This is a genomic window from uncultured Pseudokineococcus sp., from assembly GCF_947499845.1.
GTDB lineage: Bacteria > Actinomycetota > Actinomycetes > Actinomycetales > Quadrisphaeraceae > Pseudokineococcus.
The window spans coordinates 96,522-115,924 of record NZ_CANMPM010000003.1; the positions used below are offsets into that span (position 1 = coordinate 96,522).

At 77.3% G+C, this 19,403-nt stretch carries 16 protein-coding genes and 1 pseudogene; 10 read left to right on the forward strand and 7 right to left on the reverse strand.

Features of this window, described 5'->3' with window-relative positions; genetic code table 11:
- Positions 1–2: 2 nt before the first annotated feature.
- The 3 genes from Q0789_RS04025 to Q0789_RS04035 form a co-directional block, all read right to left on the reverse strand.
- A complete protein-coding gene (locus Q0789_RS04025; protein WP_298802369.1) occupies positions 3–863 on the reverse strand; it encodes an SDR family oxidoreductase in 861 nt (286 codons plus the stop codon).
- A gap of 124 nt (positions 864–987) precedes the next feature.
- Complete coding sequence (locus Q0789_RS04030; protein ID WP_298802370.1) at positions 988–1,842, reverse strand: bifunctional 2-polyprenyl-6-hydroxyphenol methylase/3-demethylubiquinol 3-O-methyltransferase UbiG; 855 nt, start codon at positions 1,840–1,842, stop codon at positions 988–990.
- A gap of 72 nt (positions 1,843–1,914) precedes the next feature.
- The gene (locus Q0789_RS04035; protein ID WP_298802372.1) at positions 1,915–2,253 is read right to left on the reverse strand and encodes a hypothetical protein; all 339 of its coding nucleotides are present in this window, start codon (positions 2,251–2,253) and stop codon (positions 1,915–1,917) included.
- Between the two features lie 132 nt (positions 2,254–2,385).
- Between Q0789_RS04035 and Q0789_RS04040 the strand changes: the two genes are divergently transcribed.
- Complete coding sequence (locus Q0789_RS04040; RefSeq protein WP_298802374.1) at positions 2,386–2,718, forward strand: YnfA family protein; 333 nt, start codon at positions 2,386–2,388, stop codon at positions 2,716–2,718.
- Positions 2,719–2,878: 160 nt separating this feature from the next.
- Positions 2,879–3,220, forward strand: coding sequence for a DUF3140 domain-containing protein (locus Q0789_RS04045; protein ID WP_298802375.1), 342 nt, complete (start codon positions 2,879–2,881; stop codon positions 3,218–3,220).
- 21 nt (positions 3,221–3,241) lie between these two features.
- Here Q0789_RS04045 and Q0789_RS04050 read toward each other — a convergent pair whose 3' ends face one another.
- Positions 3,242–4,051 (reverse strand): AraC family transcriptional regulator, encoded by an 810-nt coding sequence (locus Q0789_RS04050; protein WP_298802376.1) that lies wholly within the window; start codon positions 4,049–4,051, stop codon positions 3,242–3,244.
- A 53-nt stretch (positions 4,052–4,104) separates the two neighbouring features.
- Here Q0789_RS04050 and Q0789_RS04055 point away from each other — a divergent pair, with 53 nt between their 5' ends.
- Positions 4,105–7,734 (forward strand): bifunctional proline dehydrogenase/L-glutamate gamma-semialdehyde dehydrogenase, encoded by a 3,630-nt coding sequence (locus tag Q0789_RS04055; RefSeq protein ID WP_298802377.1) that lies wholly within the window; start codon positions 4,105–4,107, stop codon positions 7,732–7,734.
- Positions 7,735–7,816: 82 nt separating this feature from the next.
- On the opposite strand, the pseudogene Q0789_RS04060 reads toward Q0789_RS04055, so the two are convergent.
- Positions 7,817–9,703, reverse strand: a pseudogene (locus Q0789_RS04060) (alkaline phosphatase D family protein).
- 111 nt (positions 9,704–9,814) lie between these two features.
- On the opposite strand from Q0789_RS04060, the gene Q0789_RS04065 reads away from it, so the two are divergent.
- The 6 genes from Q0789_RS04065 to Q0789_RS04090 all read left to right on the forward strand — a co-directional run bounded on the left by Q0789_RS04065 (position 9,815) and on the right by Q0789_RS04090 (position 15,351).
- The gene (locus tag Q0789_RS04065; protein WP_298802379.1) at positions 9,815–10,867 is read left to right on the forward strand and encodes a hypothetical protein; all 1,053 of its coding nucleotides are present in this window, start codon (positions 9,815–9,817) and stop codon (positions 10,865–10,867) included.
- A gap of 4 nt (positions 10,868–10,871) precedes the next feature.
- A complete protein-coding gene (locus tag Q0789_RS04070; RefSeq protein ID WP_298802382.1) occupies positions 10,872–11,870 on the forward strand; it encodes an SDR family oxidoreductase in 999 nt (332 codons plus the stop codon).
- A gap of 89 nt (positions 11,871–11,959) precedes the next feature.
- Complete coding sequence (locus tag Q0789_RS04075; protein ID WP_298802384.1) at positions 11,960–12,385, forward strand: hypothetical protein; 426 nt, start codon at positions 11,960–11,962, stop codon at positions 12,383–12,385.
- A 210-nt stretch (positions 12,386–12,595) separates the two neighbouring features.
- Positions 12,596–14,002: a peptidase S10 gene (locus Q0789_RS04080; RefSeq protein WP_366917636.1), complete on the forward strand. Its 1,407-nt coding sequence runs from the start codon at positions 12,596–12,598 to the stop codon at positions 14,000–14,002.
- Between the two features lie 80 nt (positions 14,003–14,082).
- A complete protein-coding gene (locus Q0789_RS04085; protein WP_298802388.1) occupies positions 14,083–15,051 on the forward strand; it encodes a hypothetical protein in 969 nt (322 codons plus the stop codon).
- A 93-nt stretch (positions 15,052–15,144) separates the two neighbouring features.
- Complete coding sequence (locus tag Q0789_RS04090) at positions 15,145–15,351, forward strand: PspC domain-containing protein (protein WP_298802390.1); 207 nt, start codon at positions 15,145–15,147, stop codon at positions 15,349–15,351.
- Positions 15,352–15,399: 48 nt separating this feature from the next.
- Here Q0789_RS04090 and cls read toward each other — a convergent pair whose 3' ends face one another.
- Positions 15,400–16,926, reverse strand: a complete 1,527-nt coding sequence (cls, locus tag Q0789_RS04095; protein WP_298802392.1) for a cardiolipin synthase — start codon at positions 16,924–16,926, stop codon at positions 15,400–15,402.
- A 302-nt stretch (positions 16,927–17,228) separates the two neighbouring features.
- On the opposite strand from cls, the gene Q0789_RS04100 reads away from it, so the two are divergent.
- Positions 17,229–17,570 carry an STAS domain-containing protein gene (locus Q0789_RS04100; RefSeq protein ID WP_298802396.1) on the forward strand — a complete coding sequence of 114 codons (342 nt, stop codon included), beginning with the start codon at positions 17,229–17,231 and terminating at the stop codon, positions 17,568–17,570.
- Positions 17,571–17,774: 204 nt separating this feature from the next.
- On the opposite strand, the gene Q0789_RS04105 is transcribed toward Q0789_RS04100, so the two are convergent.
- Positions 17,775–19,316 carry an EAL domain-containing protein gene (locus tag Q0789_RS04105; protein WP_298802398.1) on the reverse strand — a complete coding sequence of 514 codons (1,542 nt, stop codon included), beginning with the start codon at positions 19,314–19,316 and terminating at the stop codon, positions 17,775–17,777.
- Between the last annotated feature and the right edge of the window lie 87 nt (positions 19,317–19,403).

Sequence of the window (19,403 nt, forward strand, 5' to 3'; positions counted from 1 at the left end):
GCTCAGCCCGCCAGCGGGCGCAGGCCCTCGACGAGCGGGGTGCTGGGGCGCCCGGCGAGGCGCGCCAGGTCGCCGGTGACGACGTCGAGCGCCCCCGCCGCGATGCTCTGGTCGAGCGCGACGACGAAGCCCGCCGTCTGCTCGTCCAGCCCGGCGCTGCGCAGGGCGACGCCCTGCTGCTCGGCCGACAGGCGCTGGTAGGTGACCTCGCGCCCGAGGACCTCGCCCATCGCCGCCGCGAGCTCGTCGTAGGTCCAGGCGACGTCGCCACCGAGCTCGTACGTGCGGCCGGCGTGCGCGGCGGGGTCGAGGAGGACGGCGGCCGTCGCGGCGGCGTAGTCGCGGCGGGAGGCGCTCGCGACCCGGCCGTCGCCGGCGCCCGCGGCGAGCACGCCGCTCTCGCGGGCCCGCTCGAGGTCCGCGCCGTAGTTCTCGGTGTACCAGTTGTTCCGCAGCACCGTCACCGGCACGTCGGCCGCTCGGAGCAGCTCCTCGGTCGCGGCGTGGTCGGGCGCCAGCACGAGCGGGGTGTCGTCGGCCCGCGTCGCCGACGTGTAGACGACGTGCGCGGCGCCCGCGCGCACCGCCGCGTCGACCACGGCGCGGTGCTGCTCCACCCGGGCGCCCGGGGAGGAGCCCGAGACGAGGAGGACGACGTCGCCGCTCCCGATCACGCCGTCGAGCGTCGTCGGGTCGTCGTGGTCGACCTGCGCGGTGCGGACGCCGCGCGCGGCGAGGTCCTCGAGCCGGTCCGTGCGGCGCCCCGTCGCGAGCACCTGGTCGGCGGCGGCGCCGCGCTCCAGGAGCTCCTCGACGACGTGGCGGCCCAGCTGGCCGGTGGCCCCGGTGACGACGATCGACATGGCAGCGCTCCGTCCCCGCGCCGACCGTCGGCGCGCGAGGTGCATGAACGCTTGAGCAGTGCGGCTGCTTCCCGACCCGCCTCGCCGGGCTCGGGCGGCGGTCCCGGGCGCCGGTCCGGGGTGCTCAGTCGTCGCGGACGGCGGTGAGGGAGAAGGTGAGCGGCAGGCGCTCGCGCCCCTCGGGCAGAGCGTGGGCGGTGCCGTGCTCCGTGGGGACCTCGACCATGTGCGGCAGCGCCCTCCACGGCAGCGTCGTCTGCTCGCCGAGCGAGGTGACGCGCAGGCCGGCGCCGAGCAGCGCGCCGACGACCTCCGACAGCGGGTGGTGCCACTCCCACGTCTCGCGGCTCGCGATGCGCACGTCCTGGTTCACGTAGCTGACGTCGTCGTCCCACCGCAGCGGTGGCCCGGCGAAGTACCGGCGGGTGAGGACCAGCTGGTCGTCGTCGCGCTCGTCGTCCAGGGCGGCGAGGACGGGGTGGGTGTCGCGGACGAAGAAGAGCCCGCCCGGGCGCAGGAGCGCCGCGACGGTCCGCGCCCACGCGTCGAGGTCGGGCAGCCAGCACAGCGCGCCGATGCTCGTGTGGACGACGTCGAAGGTCCGGCCCAGCACGTCCGCCGCCGCGGTGACCTCGGCCTCGAGGAAGTCGGCCGCGAGCCCGGCCCGCCGTGCGAGGTCTCGGGCCGCGGCGACGGCCGCCGGGGAGAGGTCGACGCCCGTCACGCGCGCGCCGAGGCGGGCGAAGGACAGCGTGTCGGTGCCGATGTGGCACTGCAGGTGCACGAGGTCGAGCCCCGCCACGGTGCCGCCCGGCAGGTGGGGCGCCATGAGGGCGAGGTCCTCGCGGGCCACGTCGCTCAGGCGCTCGGGGTCGGCGGCGAAGGCGTCCGCGCCGTAGCCCACGAGGTGGATCGGGACGCGCTCGTCCCAGTTGCGCCGGTTGGCCTCGAGCTCGGGCGGGAGGTCGTCGGCGTCCACAAGGGGACCCTAGGGACACCGGGCGCGACAGCCCAGCGCTTTGCCGGTGGACGGCCAGGGCGCTGCCGGACCTCAGTCCCGGCCGCTCCGGACGCCGGTGGACGGGTCCGCCCGCGGAGCGCCGACCCGCGCCTCCACCCCCGGGCGTCCCGCCGCGAGGTGCAGCTCGAGCGCGCGCAGGAGGCGGAAGACGCCGAGGAGCACGAGGACGAGGGCGAGGGCGACGAGCGCCACCTGGACCGCCGACCAGAGCGCGGTGAGCACGTACGGCGGGTAGAGGCCCGTCTGCTCCTGCAGGAAGGGGACGAGGACCGGCAGCAGCGACGTCGTCACCAGCCACAGCGCCAGCCCGGTGACGACGGGGACCGCGAAGCCCCGCCCACGGCCCGGCTCGCTCCGCCTGACGTCCACGGCGACTCCCCTCGGCGGCGCGGACCGGCGCCCGCCCGGTCATCATGGCGCGCGCCCACCTCGTCGCGCCGGGCTTCGCCCACGTACGCTCGCCGATGTCGACCCGCGGAGGTCCGCTGGGAGGCTCGGCGCATGACGGTCCTGCGCTCGGTCCCGCTCTTCGCCCTCGCCGCGCTCGCCGAGATCGGCGGGGCGTGGCTCGTGTGGCAGGCCGTGCGCGAGGGCCGGCCGTGGTGGTGGGCCGGGCTCGGCGTCATGGCGCTCGGCGTGTACGGCTTCGTCGCCACGCTGCAGCCCGACGCCTCCTTCGGGCGAGTGCTGGCGGCCTACGGCGGGGTCTTCGTCGTCGGGTCCCTGCTGTGGGGCGTGGCCCTCGACGGCTTCCGCCCGACGACGGCCGACGTCGTCGGCGCCGCGATCTGCGTCCTCGGAGTCGGCGTGATCAAGTACGCGCCGCGCGGGTAGGGCACCGCCGGGGAGGACGAAGCCCCTCCCGTCCTCGGGACCGAGCCGCTGACCTGCGACGACGCGCGCAGCACCGGACGTCGTCCTCCTCGGCGGCGGAGACCACCGCTCGTCCGGCCCCGAGGTGCCGCCACCGGGGGCCTGTCGCAGAGTGCTGGCCATGGCGAACCAGCGGGCCGAGGGCCTCGACGACGTGTGGGACGACTGGCAGGACGCGGTGAACATGACGCCGAAGCAGCTCGAAGAGTGGCTGGAGACCGACGAGTCGAAGTCCGTGGGCGACACAGGCGGGGACGGCGAGTCGACCGGCCACCAGAGCGGGCGGCGGATCGTCGAGATCCAGCGGACCAAGAAGGACGACCTCACCGAGGACGACGTCGCGCACATGAGGAAGGTCGTCGGCTACGTGCACCGGCACCGGGCGCAGAAGCCGAAGGACGACGTCGAGCACTCGAAGTGGCGCTACTCGCTCATGAACTGGGGCAACGACCCGCTGGCCTGAGCCCGCGGCCCTCCCCGACGCTCAGCGCCCGCGCCGCCGGAACTGCCCGGGCGTCTCCCCGGCCAGGCGGGCGAACTGCCGGGTGAAGGACGGCTGGTCGTAGAAGCCGCAGGCGGCGGCGACGTCGGCGAGCGGGGTGTCGGTGCTCGTCAGCAGGTCGGCGGCGCGGTCGATGCGCGTCCGCAGCACGAGCTGGCGGGGCGACAGGCCGAACACGCGGCGGACGCGCCGCTCGAGCACGGGCACCGAGCAGCCGGCCGCGGCGGCGAGGTCGCTCGTGCGCGGCGGGGCGGCCACCGAGGACTGGACGAGCTCGACGACCCGTGAGAGGCCCGTGAGGGCCGGGTCCGCGTCGTCGGCCTCGCGCAGGTCCTGGCTGAGGCTCACCAGCCCGAGCACCGCGCCGTCCGTCCCGCGCACCGGCAGCTTGGTCGTGAGGTACCAGCCCGGGGCGCCCCCCTCGCGGCGGATGAGCTCGAGCTCGTGGCGCAGCGGCTCGCCCGTGCGCAGCACGCCGGCGTCCTGCTCCTCGTAGCGCTCGGCGAGGTCGGGCACGAAGAGCTCGCGCGCCGTGCGGCCGACGACGTCGCGGCGCGAGCGCTCGCCCGTGCGCCTCACGAAGGCGTCGTTGACGGCCGTGTACCGCCCGCCCGCGTCCTTCGCGCAGAACATGACGTCGGCGGTCTCGTCGAGCAGGTCGAGCAGCGCGGGCGCGAGGGCCTCCGCGGGCCACCCGCCGGGGAGGCGGCCGCCGGCGGGGAGCGGGGCGGCGACGTCGTCGACGGCGCCGAGGTCACCCTCGTCGGGGCCGTGGTCCGCGCCGCTCGTCATGGGAGTCGGGACCGTACAAGACAGGTGCCCCCGGGCAGGCGCACCCTCGGGGCATGACGCTCACCGACCCCGCCCCCGGCGCGGCGACGACGCCCGCCCCCCCGTCCGGCGCGGCCCGCAAGGGCCTCGGGCAGCAGCGCGACGCGTGGGACGCCCGGGTCGCGTCCGCCCCCGCCGCCCCCGCCGACGACGTCGTCGAGCGCTGCGTGCCCGCGGCGCTGGAGCGCGCGCAGCGCTGGGTCGAGGCGACGAAGGGCCCGCAGGCCGCCGACGAGAAGAAGGCGACCGAGCGCCTCGCCTCCCTCGTCCACGACCCCGCCGGCGTCGACATGACGATGTTCTTCGTCGACCGCGTCGCGCGCCCGGAGGACGACGCCGTCGCCGCCCGGGCGCTCGGCGAGATGGTCGGGGACGCGCTGCCGGACTTCCTCTCGGTGCCGGACAAGGTGCTCATGGCCGCCGGCGCGCGCCTCGCGCCGCTCCTGCCGAGGGTCGCCATGCCCGCCGCCCGCCTGCGCCTGCGCCAGCTCGTCGGCCACCTCGTCGCCGACGCCGGCGACCGGCCGCTCGGCCGCCACCTGGCGAAGGCCCGGCGGGACGGCGTCCAGCTCAACCTCAACCTCCTCGGCGAGGCCGTGCTGGGCCACGAGGAGGCCGACCGCCGCCTCGACGCCGTCCGCCGGATCGTCGAGCGCGAGGACGTCGACTACGTCTCGGTCAAGGCGTCGTCGGTCGCGGCGCAGCTCGTGCCGTGGGACGTCGAGGGCAGCCGCGACCGGCTCGTCGAGCGCCTGCTGCCGCTGTACCGGACGGCGCGCTCGCGCTCGCCGCACGTCTTCCTCAACCTCGACATGGAGGAGTACAAGGACCTCCACCTCACCGTCGACGTCTTCGAGCAGCTCGTGTCCACGCCCGGGCTCGAGGACCTCGAGGCGGGCATCGTCCTGCAGGCCTACCTGCCCGACGCCCTCCCGGCGCTCGAGCGCATCACGGCCTTCGCCCGCGCCCGCGTCGAGGCCGGTGGCGCGCCGGTCAAGGTCCGCCTCGTCAAGGGCGCCAACCTCGCGATGGAGCACGTCGACGCCGAGGTGCACGACTGGCCGCAGGCGCCGTACACCTCGAAGGAGGACGTCGACGCCAACTACGTGCGCCTCCTCGACGTCGCCCTCACGCCCGAGCGCACGCGCTGGGTGCGCATCGGCGTCGCCAGCCACAACCTGCCCGACGTGGCGCTGGCCGTGGAGGTGGCGCGGGCCCGCGGGGCCGAGGACGGTCTCGACGTCGAGATGCTCCAGGGGATGGCGCCCGCGCAGGCGCGCGCCGTGCGGGCCGACGCGGGGCGGCTCGTGCTCTACACGCCCGTCGTGCACCCCGAGGACTTCGACGTCGCCGTCTCCTACCTCGTGCGCCGCCTCGAGGAGAACGCCGCGCCGCAGAACTACCTCTACGCGCTCTTCGCGCCCGACTCCGCGGGCGGGGCGCCCCTGGCCGACCAGGAGCAGCGCTTCCGCGACTCGGTGCGCCGCCGCTTCGAGGTGCCCGCCGCGCCGCGGCGCACGCAGGACCGGCTCGCCGAGGAGGCCTCCGAGGGCGAGCAGGGCCCGGGCGAGCGCACGACCGGCAGCACCCCCGACGAGGCGCTCGCCTTCACCGGCGAGCCCGACACCGACCCGTCGCTCCCCGCCAACCGCGTCTGGGCCGAGCGGGTGCTCGCCCGCGACCCCGGCCCCGTCCGCGCGGCCGTCGTCACCGACGTCGCCGCGGTCGACGCCGCCGTCGAGCGGGCGCGCGCCGCCGGCGAGGCCTGGGCGCGCGTCCCGGCCGCCGAGCGCGCCGCCGTCCTGCGCCGCGCCGGCGACCTGCTGGCCTCCCGCCGCGGCGACCTCGTCGCCGTCATGGCGCACGAGGCCGGCAAGACGGTGGCCGAGGCCGACCCCGAGGTCTCCGAGGCCGCCGACTTCGCCCGCTACTACGCGCGCAGCGCCGTCGAGCTCGAGCGCGTCGAGGGAGCCGCCTTCGCCCCCGCGCGGGTCGTCGTCGTCACGCCGCCGTGGAACTTCCCCGTCGCCATCCCCATGGGCGGCGTGCTCGCGGGCCTCGCGGCCGGGGCGGGCGTCGTCATCAAGCCCGCGCCGCAGGTGGTGCGGTGCTCCGAGGTCGGCCTCGAGCCGATCCAGCGGGCGCTCGCCGAGGCGGGGGCGCCCGAGGGCCTCCTGCAGCTGCTGCGCACCGACGAGGCCGACGCCGGGCGGCGCCTCGTCACCCACCCGGCCGTCGACGCCGTCGTCCTCACGGGCGCGTCCGACACGGCGCGGCTCTTCCGGTCATGGCGGCCCGACCTGCGGCTGCTCGCCGAGACGAGCGGTAAGAACGCCCTCGTCGTCACGCCGTCGGCGGACGTCGACCTCGCGGTCGCGGACGTCGTCCGCTCCGCCTTCGGCCACGCCGGCCAGAAGTGCTCCGCCGCGAGCCTCGTGCTGGCCGTCGGGAGCGTGGCGCGCTCCGACCGCTTCCGCCGCCAGCTGGCGGACGCCGTCCGCTCGCTGCCCGTCGGGTGGGGCACGGACCTGTCCACCGTCATGGGCCCCGTCATCGAGCCGCCGAGCGGCAAGCTGCTGCGCGGCCTGACCACGCTCGAGCCCGGCGAGCGCTGGCTCGTCGAGCCCCGCCCGCTCGACGGCTCGGGCCGCCTGTGGTCGCCGGGCGTCCGCGAGGGCGTGCGGCGCGGCTCGTGGTTCGCGACGACGGAGTGCTTCGGCCCCGTCCTCGGCGTCATGGCGGTGCGCGACCTCGAGGAGGCCGCGCAGGTGGCCGCCGAGACCGGCTACGGCCTCACCGGCGGCATCCACACGCTCGACGACGCCGAGGTCGACGCCTGGCTCGAGCTGGCGCCCGTGGGCAACGCCTACGTGAACCGCCACATCACCGGGGCGATCGTCCAGCGGCAGTCCTTCGGCGGCTGGGACGGCTCGACCGTCGGCCCGGGCGCCAAGGCCGGCGGGCCGAACTACGTCGCCCAGCTGGGCACCTGGGCCGACGCCGAGCCGCTCCCGGCGACCACGGGCGGCGACGTCGTCCCGTCCGTCGCCGCGGTGCTGGCCGCCACGACGTCCCACGTGGGCGACGACGACGCGGCGTGGCTCCGCGCCGCCGCCGCCTCCGACGAGGGCGCCTGGGCCGCCGAGGTCGGTGTCGAGCACGACGAGACGGGTCTCGAGGTCGAGGAGAACACCTTCCGCTACCGGCCGCTGCCGTCGCTGCGCGTGCGGTGCGGGCCCGGGACGACGCCGCGCGACGTCGCCCGCGTGCGCCTCGCCGCGGCCCGCGCCGGGACGCCGCTCGAGCTCAGCGTCCCGGCCGGCCGGGAGGACCTGCGGGCCGTCGCGGCCGCCGGGGCGGACCCGGCCCCGCGGGTGCGGGTCGTCGTCGAGGACGCCGCCGCGCTCGGCGCCCGTCTGCGCGAGGGCCGGGCGGGGGAGCGCCTGCGCGTCCTCGGCGGGCTCGAGGACGCCGTTGCCACGGCGGCCGCCGAGGCGGGCACGAGCCTCGTCCCGGGTCCCGCGCTCGCCGCGGGACGGCGCGAGCTGCTCACCGTCGTCCGCGAGCAGGCCGTGAGCCGCACGCGGCACCGCTTCGGGCACGTGCAGCGCCCGTCGCGCTCGCTGGACGCCGCCCAGGCCTGAGACGGCCGGGGTGGCAGCCCCTCGTCGTGGAAGAGCACGACGAGGGGCTGCCACCTCCGGCTGGACCCCCTCCCGGCCGACCTCAGCGGCGCGACGCCGAGCGGAGCTCGTCGCTCCGCGGCCCCAGCTCGTCCACCGGGCCGCTGATCCTGCGGGACCCGCGCACCGAGACGAACGAGGTCTCGTACCGCGTGACGGCGTCGGGGTCGAGCCGCGGGTCGACGGCCAGGCCCGTGTCGCCGCCCGAGGCGATGAAGTGGACGTCGGCCTGGACCCGCTCCGGCGTCACGTCGAGGACGACGAAGCCGTGCCCGATCCCGTCGAGGTAGCGCACCCACGGGTTGCGCCGCTGGAACGCCGCGGTGACGGCCTGCGCCGTCGCCGCGCCCCCGAGCGACTCCTTGAACCCGTTGCTCGTGACCGACGGGCAGACGTACTCGACGCCGACGGACGTGGCGCCGGGGTCGGCGGTGTAGGCCGCGACGTCCGTCGGGAGGTCGTTGGCCCACGAGGAGTGGATGTCCCCGGTGAGCATGACGGGGTCGGCCGTGGCGTCCGCCATCGCGGCCAGGACCGCGGCCTGGTCGGCCTGGTACCCGTCCCACTGGTCGGTGTTGAAGACGGCGCCCTCGGGACCGCTCGTGCTGAGCACCCGCGCGAAGACGGTCTGGTTGCCCACCAGGTGCCACGCCTTCTCGCTGCGGCGGAGGCCCTCGGTCAGCCACGCCAGCTGCTCACGCTCGGGCAGCTGCCGCTCCGGGTCGACCAGGGCCGGGTTGACCGCGCCGTCGACGAGGGCCGGCACCTGCTGGCTGCGGTGCTGCCGCGTCTCGACCACGGAGAGGTCGGCGAGGTCGCCGAAGGAGAACCGGCGGAAGAACTGCCGCCCCTGGTGGGGCTCCAGCTGCCAGTGCTCGGGCTCGCGGATCGGCATCCACTCCAGGTACGCCTGGAAGGCGCGCGCCCGCCGCTCGAGGAAGTCGCCCTCGGGGCGGACCCCGTCGGCCTGCCCGGGGCCGGTGTACGGCGTCCCCGGGTCGTCCTGCTCCTCGTGGTTCTCGGCGCCGGTGGCGTGGGCGTCGTTGGTGATCTCGTGGTCGTCGAAGATGACGACCCAGGGGTGGCGGGCGTGGGCGGCCTAGGCGTCCGGGTCGGACTTGTAGAGCGCGTGGCGCACCCGGTAGTCCTCGAGCGTCACCATCTCGACGGGCGGTTGGTGGTCGCGGACGCCGACGAGCTCGCGGGGGCCGTAGCGGTCCCCGGACCCGGGGACGCCGGGGACGGCGGGCTCGTTGCCGTACTCGTAGACGTAGTCGCCGAGGTGGAGCACGAGGTCGAGGTCGTCGCGCGCCGCGATGCCGCGGTAGGCCGTGAAGTAGCCGCCCGTGTAGTTGCTGCACGACGCGAAGGCCAGGCGCAGGGCGTGGGTCGTGCCCGGCTCGTCGGGCGAGGTGCGCGTGCGCCCCACCGGGGAGACGTCGCGGCGCACGCGGAAGCGGTAGAAGTACTCGGTGTAGGGCTGCAGGTCGCTGACGACGACCTTGACGGTGTGGTCGCGCTCCGCGCTCGTCCACGTGCGCCCGCGCCGGACGACCTCGCGGAAGCCCTCGTCCGCGGCGACCTCCCAGACGACGTCGCGCGCCGGTCCGCGACCGCTGCCGGGCACCGCCGAGGGCACCGGCGTGACGCGCGTCCACAGGAGGACCTCGGTCGCGGTGGGGTCGCCGCTCGCGACGCCGAAGGCGAAGACGCCGGCGCGCGAGAGGAGGTCGCCGACGGCGGCCCGGGCGTCGGCGGGCGTCAGCCCGGCGGCACCGGCGGCCGCGGCGCCGCCGAGCAGGACGCCGCGCCGGGACACGCTCCTCGCGGAGCCCGCGTCGGTCGCCGGGGAGGTGGGGGTCTGCACGCTCACGCCCGGAAGGTCCCGCCGAGAGGCGTCGGCCGCTCGGCCGGCGCGTGAACGCCGCACGGCGGGCCGCCGACGGCTGAGGAGTGCGTGCGAGACGCTCCCGCCGGACGGCGAGGACCGGCAGACTCGTGCCGTCCCGCGACGGCGGGACGAGCCACGGGGGAGGCGCCGGTGTCAGCTGCCACGAGGTCCCAGCGGGCGGAGATCGCCTCCGGCACCTGGTCCTGCCGCGCCGTCGGGGCGCTCGGCGCCCTCGGCGGCGCCACCGCGTGGGCGTCGGCGGTGGCGTCGACCGGCGCGGCGCGAGCGGCCGAGCTCGCGCTCGTCGAAGCGGGGGCACCGCCCGGGGGCGACCCCTGGCAGGTCGACAGCGTGGGCACCGTCGACCTCGCCCTCCACGACACCCGCCTCGGGGCGCTCGTGGTGGTGCTCCTGGCGCTGGTGCTCCTCGTCGCCCCGGCGGGCCGGGCGGCGAGCGGACCCCGCTGGCCCGTGGTGCTCGGCGGCGGTGCGGCGCTCGTCCTGGGCAACGTGCTCGTGGCCCCGTCCGTCGGGGAGGGGGCGGGGGGTGTGCTCGCGGGGACGGCCGGCCTGCTCGCGGTCGTCGTCGTGGGCTGCGCCGTCGCCGCCGGCCTCGCCGCCGCCCTGCCCGGTGCACGGCCGAGCCGCGCCGGCCGCGACCCCCTGACGCTCCGCGGCCGGCTCGTGGGCGCCGGCGCCGCAGCGGGGACCGCGGTGGCGCTGGGCGTGAACGGGCTGGAGGTCGACGGGCTGGGCGACGGCTGGGGGTACCTGCTCGTGCCGGCGGCCGCCGCCTCCGCCGCGCTGTCCGCGGCCGTGCTCGGCGTCCTCACCGTCACGTTCGTGCTGCTCGGGCCCACTCCCCGTCCCGGGCGGCGGCGGCTCGCCCTCGCCGCGGCGGCCGCGACGCCCGGGACCGCCTCCGCGGCGGTGCTCCTCGGCGGGGGCCCGCTCGAGGAGCTCGTGGGCCTCCTGGCCGGCCCGATCCTCTTCGCGGCGCTGCCGGGTGGACTGGTGTCCCTCGTCCTCACCGCCCCGGCGGGCGCGGAGATCGGCGTCGACGGCCTGCCCTTCGTCGGCGGCGGGACGCTGGTGGGTCTCGTCGTCGGGCTCGTCCTGTCGTCGCTGGGGTCGAGCGGGGGCGAGCGCGTCCCGGCGCCCGCGGTCGGGACGGGCCCCGACGACGCCGCGGACCTAGCGTGAGGCCATGAGCGCCCTCAAGGTCCTGTTCATCGGCGGCAGCGGCATCATCAGCTCGGCCTGCTCCGCCCTCGCGGTCGAGCGGGGGATCGACCTCACGGTCCTCAACCGCGGCAGCACGACGACGCGGCCCCTGCCGCAGGGCGCCCGGGTGCGGCAGGCCGACGTCCGCGACCCCGCCTCCGTGCGGGAGGCGCTGGGCGACGAGGAGTTCGACGTCGTCGTCGACTGGGTCGCCTTCACCCCGGACCACGTGCGCACCGACGTCGAGCTCTTCACCGGGCGCGCCGGGCAGTACGTCTTCATCAGCTCGGCGTCGGCGTACCAGACGCCGCCGCTGCGCGTCCCCGTCGTCGAGTCGACGCCGCTGCGCAACCCCTTCTGGCAGTACAGCCGCGACAAGATCGCCTGCGAGGAGCTGCTCACGGCGGCCTACCGCGAAGACGGCTTCCCCGTGACGGTCGTGCGCCCCTCGCACACCTACGACAAGACCCTGCTGCCCTTCGACGGCGGCTGGACGGTCGTCGACCGCATGCGCCGCGGGAAGGAGGTCGTCGTGCACGGCGACGGGACGTCGCTGTGGACCCTGACGCACCACCGCGACTTCGCCCAGGGCTTCACCGGGCTGCTGGGGAACGAGCGCGCGCTGGGCGAGGCCGTGCACATCACCTCCGACGAGGCGCTGCCGTGGGACGCGATCTACCGGACCGTCGCGGCGGCGGCCGGCGTCGAGCCGCGGATCGTCCACGTGCCGTCGGACGCCATCGCGGCGGCGGACGCGGAGTGGGGCGCCGGGCTGCTCGGCGACAAGGCCCACTCGATGGTCTTCGACAACACGGTCCTCAAGACCCTCGTGCCGGGCTTCGCCGCGACGACCCCCTTCGCGCGGGGCGCCCGCGAGGTCGTCGAGTGGTACGACGCGGACCCCGCGCGCCAGGTCGTCGACCCGCACATGGACGGCGTCATGGACCGGCTCGTCGAGGCCTACCGGCCGCGCGCCCTCTGACGGCTCGCCGGACGTCCCGGCGGGCCCCCCGGACAGCCAAGGTCGAACACGCGTTCGACAGGTGGCTCGCGGCGGGGCACCATGGACCCGTGGCGGGCGGGATGACGGCCGGGCGCGGGCCCCGGCGCGGCGAGCCGGTGGCGCGGACGGCGGCGGGCGGCGCGCTGCTCGGCCGGTCCGGGCCGGACGGGGGCCCGGGGGGCGCCCACCGGCCGGGTCGCGCCGTCCCCTCGGGGCCCTCCGCGCCGCCGCCCGTCGAGGAGCACGAGGCGCCCGGTGACGACCGCCCCGCGGCGGACCCGGCGGAGCTGCGCCGGGCGCACCGCCACTGCTGGGTGCTGCCCGACGAGCCGGGGGAGGGCGGGGAGCAGGAGGAGCCCTTCGCCGGCGTCGTGGCCGAGTGGCGGCTGGGCCCGACGGGCTGGCTGGCCCGCGTCGTCTACGCCCTCGGCGACGGGGAGATGGCCACGGTCGTCGAGTCCTGGCTCGGCGCCGACCAGCTGCGGCCCGCGTGAGCCGGCCCGCGTGAGCCCGTCTCGTAGGGCCGGGCGGGGCGCTGCGGCGGCTAGCGTCGCGCCGTGAGCGACGACGCCGACCAGCCCGACCGCCCCGGCGAGCGCCACGACGACGCGGACGCCCCCGGACGCCCCGCCGGGTCGGCCGAGGGCGGGTCGGCCAGCGGTGGGGCGGCCGGCAGCGGCGCGGCCCCCGTCGAGGACGAGCTGGTGACGACCCACCACGTCCTCGCCACCCCCGACGGCGAGCTGCGCTACACCGCCCGCGCGGGCCGCGTCGTCCTCTCCGGCGACCGGGTCGAGGACGGCGTGTGGAAGGGGCGGCGGCCCCGCGCGCAGGTCGGCATCACGGCCTACACGCTCGACGGCGCCGACCCGCTCACGCGACCCGTCACCTTCGCCTTCAACGGCGGTCCCGGCTCCTCGAGCGTCTGGCTCCACCTCGGCCTCCTCGGCCCGCGCCGCGTCGTCGCCGGCGACGCGGGGGCGCCCGAGCCGCCGCCGGGGCGCCTCGTCGACAACCCCGAGTCGCTGCTGGCCGTGAGCGACCTCGTCTTCGTCGACCCCGTCTCCACCGGCCGCTCCCGCGTCGTCGAGGGCGAGCGGGCCGGCGACTTCCACGGCTTCACCGCCGACGTCGAGTCCGTCGGGGAGGTCGTCCGGCAGTGGGTGACCGCGGAGGGGCGGTGGCTCTCGCCCAAGCTGCTCGCGGGGGAGTCCTACGGCACCACGCGCGCCGCCGCCCTCGCCGAGCACCTGCAGGGCGCGGGCCTGTACCTGTCCGGGCTCGTCCTCGTCTCGGCGGTGCTGAACTTCGGCGTCCTGCTCGCCACCCCGGGCGACGACCGCTCCTACCCGCGGTACCTGCCCTTCTACGCCGCGACGGCGCACCGCCACGGCCGCCACCCCGGCCGGGACCTGGCCGACGTCGTCGCCGAGGCCGAGGCGTACGCGGAGCAGCGCTACCCCGTCGTCCTGGCGCGCGGCTCCCGCCTCACGGCCGAGGAGCGGGCGGACGCCGTGGCGACCTTGGCCCGGCTGACCGGCCTCTCGGAGGCCTACGTCGACCGCGCCGACCTGCGCGTCGAGCACCTGCGCTTCTTCGCCGAGCTGCTGCGCGACGAGGGCCTCGTCGTCGGGCGCCTCGACTCCCGCTTCACCGGGCCCGCCGCCTCGGGCACGGCGGAGACCCTCGAGGACGACCCCGCCGTGGACGCGCTCCTCGGCGCCTACGCGGCCGCGAACCAGCACCTCCTGCGCGCCGAGCTCGGCGTGGAGGACACCGCGCCGTTCCACGTCTTCGGCCCGGGCGTCCACGAGGCGTGGAGCTACAAGGAGTTCGAGAACGCCTCGGTCAGCGTCCTCGACCGCCTGTCGCGGGCGATGCGCCAGAACCCGCACCTGCGCGTCCACGTCGCGCTCGGCCGCTACGACGGGGCCACGCCCTTCTCGAGCGCCGAGGACGACCTCGCGCACCTGCGCGTCCCGGCCGCGCAGCGCGAGCTCGTCGAGCACCGGTACTACGAGGCGGGCCACATGATGTACGTCCACGAGCCGAGCCGGCGGCAGCAGAGCGCCGACCTCGCCGACTTCGTGCGCCGGGCCACCGCCCGCTGACGCACCGGCTGACGGGTCGCCCCCCGGCGCCGTCCGGCGCGGCGTGCGACGGTGGGAGCCCGCCCGCACGAGGAGGCCCCATGACCGGCACGACCCGCGCGGCCCACGCCGTCCCCGACCGCGACGCCGCGCGCGCCGCCGCCCTCCACCCGGAGCCGGGCGCCCGTCGGGAGCTGCGCCCCCGCCGGGCCCTGCGCGCGCCCGCGGCCCTGCTCGCGGCCGGGGCGCTCGCGCTGGCCGGCTGCAGCGGGGGCTCGGACGGCGGCTCCTCGGACGGCGGGAGCGCTGCCGCGACCTCCGCGCCGAGCCCGTCGGCGACCTCGACGTCGTCCTCGGGCGCCGCCGCCGCGGTGGCCCGGGCGCTCGCGGCTGGCCAGGAGGCGGGGAGCGGCTCCTTCGACTTCTCCTCCCGGACGAGCGCGGGCGGCCAGGTGGTCACGGCCACGGGCCAGGGCGCCTTCGACAGCGCGGCGCAGACCCTCGAGGTGCGGCTGACCTCCCAGCTGCCCGGCCAGGGGGAGGTCGCCCTCGACCTGCGCCAGGTGGACGGCTCGGTCTACGTCTCCGGGCTGCCGGGCCAGCCGCCCGACCGGTGGGTGCAGGCGTCGCTGCCGGAGCTCGGCGCCTCCAGCGGCCCCCTCGGGGGCGCCGACCCCTCGCAGCAGCTGCGCCTGCTCGAGCAGGCCGGCGACGACGTCGAGGAGGTCGGCCCGGAGGACGTCGACGGCACCGCGACGACCCACTACACCGGCACGGTCGACCTCGAGGCGGCCGCCGAGCGGGCGCAGCAGGAGGGCGCCGACCCCGAGCAGCTGCGGAGCCAGTACGAGCAGCTCGGCCTCTCGAGCGTCCCCTTCGACCTCTACGTCGGCCCCGACGGCCTGCCCGTGCGCATGGCCACGAGCGTCGAGACCAGCTCGGGAGGCCAGCAGGTCTCCTCGACGTCCACCGTCGACTTCTCCGACTGGGGCGCCGACGTGGTCGTGGAAGCGCCCGAGGACGCCGTGCCGCTCTCGGAGATCGCCGCCTCGGCGGCCCCCACCGGCTGACGCCCCCACCGGCTGGTGCTCGGTCCCGGCGGGCGCCCGGCGCCCGCCGCTGCCAGGCTCGTCCGACCGTCCCGACCCCCCGAGGAGGCCCCCGTGCTCGTCCGCCCCCGCTCCGGCCGCGTCGTCGCCGGCGTCTGCGCCGGCCTCGCCGACCGCTTCGGCCTCAGCAGGGCCCTGGTGCGCCTGCTCTTCGTGCTCTCGTTCCTGCTCCCAGGCACCCAGCTCATCATCTACGTCGTGCTGTGGGTGCTCGTGCCGTCCGAGGGCACCGACCGCGCCGCCCGCCGCCGCGGCCTCTGACGCCGGACGACCCGCCCGCCGCCCGCTGACGGGCGGCGGGCGTCGTCGTCACTGGACGGCGGAGGTCAGCCGGGCGAGGTCGTCGGCCAGCCGGCGCCAGAAGCCGCGGCCGGACCACGCCTCCAGCGTCAGCTCGGTGCTGCGGGAGCGGTAGTCGTCCTCCACGCGCCGCAGCTCGTCGGTGAGCTCGCGCCCGAGGACGAGCAGCGTCAGCTCGAGGTCCAGCTCGAAGGACCGGATGTCCATGTTGCTCGAGCCGACGACGGCGACGTCGTCGTCGACGGACATGTGCTTGGCGTGGAGCACGTACGGCGCCGGGTAGAGCCAGATCCGCACCCCCGCCCGCAGCAGCGCCTCGTAGTAGGAGCGCTGGGCGTGGAAGACGAGCACCTGGTCGCCGATCGCCCCGACGAACAGCTCGACCTCCACGCCGCGCTCGGCCGCCGTCGTCACGGCCGTGAGCAGCGACTCGTCCGGCACGAAGTACGGGCTCGTGATGGAGACGCGGCGCGAGGCGCCGTAGAGCAGCGCGTTGAAGAGCTTGAGGTTGTTCTGCCCCTCGAAGCCCGGGCCGCTCGGGACCACCTGGCAGTGCAGCCGGCGGCCCGGGTCGGGCGGCGCCAGGTGGTCGGTCGCCTGGGAGACGACCTCGTCGGTCTCGCTGTACCAGTCGGTGACGAAGAGCGCGTCGACCTCGTGGACCACCGGGCCGTGCAGGCGCACGAGGAGGTCCTGCCACAGCAGGCCCCTCTTGATGGTGGCGCGCTTGTCGTAGGTGCGGTCGATGAGGTTGAGCGACCCGACGAACGCCGTCTCGCCGTCGACGACGACGAGCTTGCGGTGGTTGCGCAGGTCGGGGCGCTGGTAGCGCCCCTTGAGCGGCTGCACCGGCAGCATGAGGCGCCACTGCACGCCGATGCGGTCGAGCTCGCGCACCGCCCTCGTGTAGCCCGGGTAGCGCCACGAGCCGATGTGGTCGAGCAGCACCCGCACGGTGACGCCGCGGGCGACGGCGTCCTCCATCGCCGCGAAGACCGGGGCCGTCGCGTCGTCGTAGGACAGGATGTAGAACTCGACGTGGACGTAGCGCTGCGCCTTGGCCACGCCCTCCGCGAGCTCCCGCAGCTGGTCGTGGTAGTCCGCGATGATGTGGGCGTCGTTGCTCGACAGGAGCGGCATCGCGCCGAGCGCGTGGTTGAGGCGCGTGACGCCCTCCACCCACGGCGGCCAGGGGTGCTCCTCGACGACGTCGTCGGCCCCCCGCGCGGCCTCCTCGATGAGCCGGTTCATGCTCGCCTGCTTCTCCCGGCGCGCCCGCGGCAGCTTGGGGCTGCCGATGAGGAGGTAGGCGACCACGCCGAGCGACGGCACGAAGAAGATGAGGATGAGCCAGGCCATCGCCGACGACGGCCGGCGGTCGCGCGGAACGACGGCGAGCGCGACGACGCGCAGCACGACGTCGACGACGGCGACGACGGTCGCGACGACGAGGGACGCGTCCGAGAGGTCGGAGGGCAGCGAGAGCCGCAGCGACGTGCCCGCGTCGGACGCGGGGAGGAGGACGTCGGGCGGCATCGGAGCTCCTGGGCCGGGCGGCGGGCGGCCGCCCGGGCGGGGTGCTGGACGGGCGGCTGGCGGGGTCGTGACGCCGCGGGACCAGCGTACGGACGACGGCGGCGGGTCGGTGCGCGAGCACCCCCTACGGGTGCGTAGGCTTGCTCTCGTCGACCCCGGTCGAGCCGTCCCCCCCGTCGGCTCCCGGGGTCGACGTGCGTCCGGGGCCCGACGCGCCCGACCGGCTCGTCCCAGGGCTCCCGGAAGGGCCCACCACCGGGTCCGTCGTGCGCGCAGGGGTCCCCGAGGGCGACGATGGGCCCGTGACCGCTGCCGACGACCTCCCGCCCGTCGAGCCGAGCACCGGCGGGGGAGCCGTCGTCCTCGACGCGGGCGACCCGACGCTGCTGCACCTGCGCGGCGAGGTCGACCTGCACGCCGTCGAGACCGCCGGCCCCGACCTCGACGCGGGCCTGCGCCGGGTCGAGGCCGTCGACGCCGACGAGGTGACCTTCATCGACTCGATGGGCCTGCACTGCCTCATCACCGCGGCCGTCGCCGCGCGCGAGCGCGGCGCCCGCGTCCGCCTGCTGCGCCCCTCGCGCCCCGTCGTGCAGATGCTCGAGGTCACGGCGATGACCGACTTCTTCGACGTCGAGGCCTGAGCCGGGCGGTCGCCTCCGGCCGCCCTCGGACGGGGCCGCTGCTCCGGCCGGGTCCGCGGACGGGGCCTCGCACGCTCCGGCACTGGCTCGGCGCTCTGCGGTCGGGGAGCGCTGGGGTCCGGGCGCCGGCCTGGCGTGCTCTCCGCGTGCACGGCCCCGCCCGCTCGTGCGCCGCTCGGGCCGGTCGTCCGACCGGCCCGAGCGTCAGGGGCGCCCGGGTGCGCGGCGGGGTGCGGGCAGCACCGGGCGGCGCGAGGGGACCAGCAGGTCCCCGCCCTCGCCGCGCAGGACGAGGCCGGCCACGTCCGCGCGGCCCGCGACGGGGCCCACGTGCTCGCCCTCGACCGCGTCGCAGCCCAGGGCGACGGCGGCGCGATGGGTGGTCGCGTCGTCGACGCCCGCGGCGACGACGCGCAGGCCGAGGCCGTGGCCGAGCCCGACGACGGCGCGCACGAGCCGGGCGTCGCCCTCGCGCCCTGAGCGCAGGCAGGCCACGAGCCGGGCGTCGACGACGAGCTCGTCCACGGGCAGGGCGCCGAGCGTCGCGACGGACGAGCGGCTGGCGCCGAGGCCCGTCACCGACGTCGGGACCCCGAGGACGGACAGGCGGGCGAGCGCCACCGCCGCCGCCGAGGGGTCGGCGGCCACGTCGTCGTCGTCCACGAGCAGGCGCAGGCTCCCCGGGGCGGCCCCGGCCTCCTCGAGGGCGCCGGCCACGAGGTCGACGAGGCCCGGGCGGCCTAGGGCCTCGCCGGGGACGCGGACCGCCGCCTGGACCCGGACGCCGTCGGCGTGCCAGGCGACGACGGCGCGCAGGGCGCGGCGCAGCTCGAGCTGCAGCAGGTCGGGGGCGAGCGCCGTCCCGGCGGCGAGGTCGCGCGGGGCCCGGGCGTCGTCCGCCCAGACGAGGCGGGCCGTCGCCGTCGTCCAGCGCCCGGCGCGGACGTCGAAGCGCGGCTGCCACCGCAGCCGCAGGGCGTCGGAGGCCGAGCGGCCGTCCTCCTCCGCCGCGATCGCGCGGCGCAGGTCGGTCCCGAGCCGGGCGAGGTCCGCGAGGCGGGCGCCCTCCCGCTCGCCGGGGTCGACGACGGCGACGCCCGTGCCCGCGCTGCGCGCGACCTCGAGGGCGGCGTCCACCTCGGCGAGGAGGCGGTCGGCGCAGCGCGCCGCGGCCTCGGCGGGGGTGGGGCGCGGGCCGGTCGGCGCCGTCGCGCCCGCGCGGGACCCGCCGGCGCCGACGCTGGCGTCGACGTCGACGAGGGCCCCGCCGACCACCACGCCCGCCTGCAGCGCCGCGCGCACGCGCTCGCCGACCCGACGAGCGCTGCTCGCGGTGCCGCCGACGACGAGCACGGCCAGCCGGCCGCCGGGGAGGCGGACGACGACGTCGCGGTCGCGCACGGCGTCCGCGGCGCGGCCGACGACGGCGCGCAGGAGGTCCTCGGAGTCGTCCCCCACGCCGTCGCGGCCGTCCGCGGGGAGCAGGCCGACGAGCAGCAGGGCCATCGGCTCGCCGGGGTGCTGCAGCAGGAGGCCGGTGAGCAGGCGGTGCAGCGCGTCGCGGTCGGGCGCCGTCACGACGGCGGGGCCGCTGCCCGAGGGGGCGGCGCCGCGGGAGGGGGCGGCGCCGGCGCGGGAGCCGGTGGCGCGGGCTCGTGCCGCGCGGAGCGGCCGGGGCCGGAGGAGGGCCGCGACCCGCCGGAGGGCGGTCGCCGCCCGCGGGGCGGGGCTGGTCGGGGCGCTCACGGGGTGGTCCTCGGCACGCGAGGGCCCCGCCTTGAGCGCTCCTCGGTGCGGAGGGCCCGCCCGGCGCGGGGAGGCCGCGCGGTCGGC

Coding starts and splice junctions, on each gene's coding strand:
- Q0789_RS04050 (WP_298802376.1), bottom strand. CDS start 4,051: ATGACGAGCGGCGCGGACCACGGCCCCGACGAGGGTGACCTCGGCGCC.
- Q0789_RS04085 (WP_298802388.1), top strand. CDS start 14,083: ATGACCGGCACGACCCGCGCGGCCCACGCCGTCCCCGACCGCGACGCC.
- Q0789_RS04055 (WP_298802377.1), top strand. CDS start 4,105: ATGACGCTCACCGACCCCGCCCCCGGCGCGGCGACGACGCCCGCCCCC.
- Q0789_RS04070 (WP_298802382.1), top strand. CDS start 10,872: ATGAGCGCCCTCAAGGTCCTGTTCATCGGCGGCAGCGGCATCATCAGC.
- Q0789_RS04025 (WP_298802369.1), bottom strand. CDS start 863: ATGTCGATCGTCGTCACCGGGGCCACCGGCCAGCTGGGCCGCCACGTC.
- Q0789_RS04040 (WP_298802374.1), top strand. CDS start 2,386: ATGACGGTCCTGCGCTCGGTCCCGCTCTTCGCCCTCGCCGCGCTCGCC.
- cls (WP_298802392.1), bottom strand. CDS start 16,926: ATGCCGCCCGACGTCCTCCTCCCCGCGTCCGACGCGGGCACGTCGCTG.
- Q0789_RS04045 (WP_298802375.1), top strand. CDS start 2,879: ATGGCGAACCAGCGGGCCGAGGGCCTCGACGACGTGTGGGACGACTGG.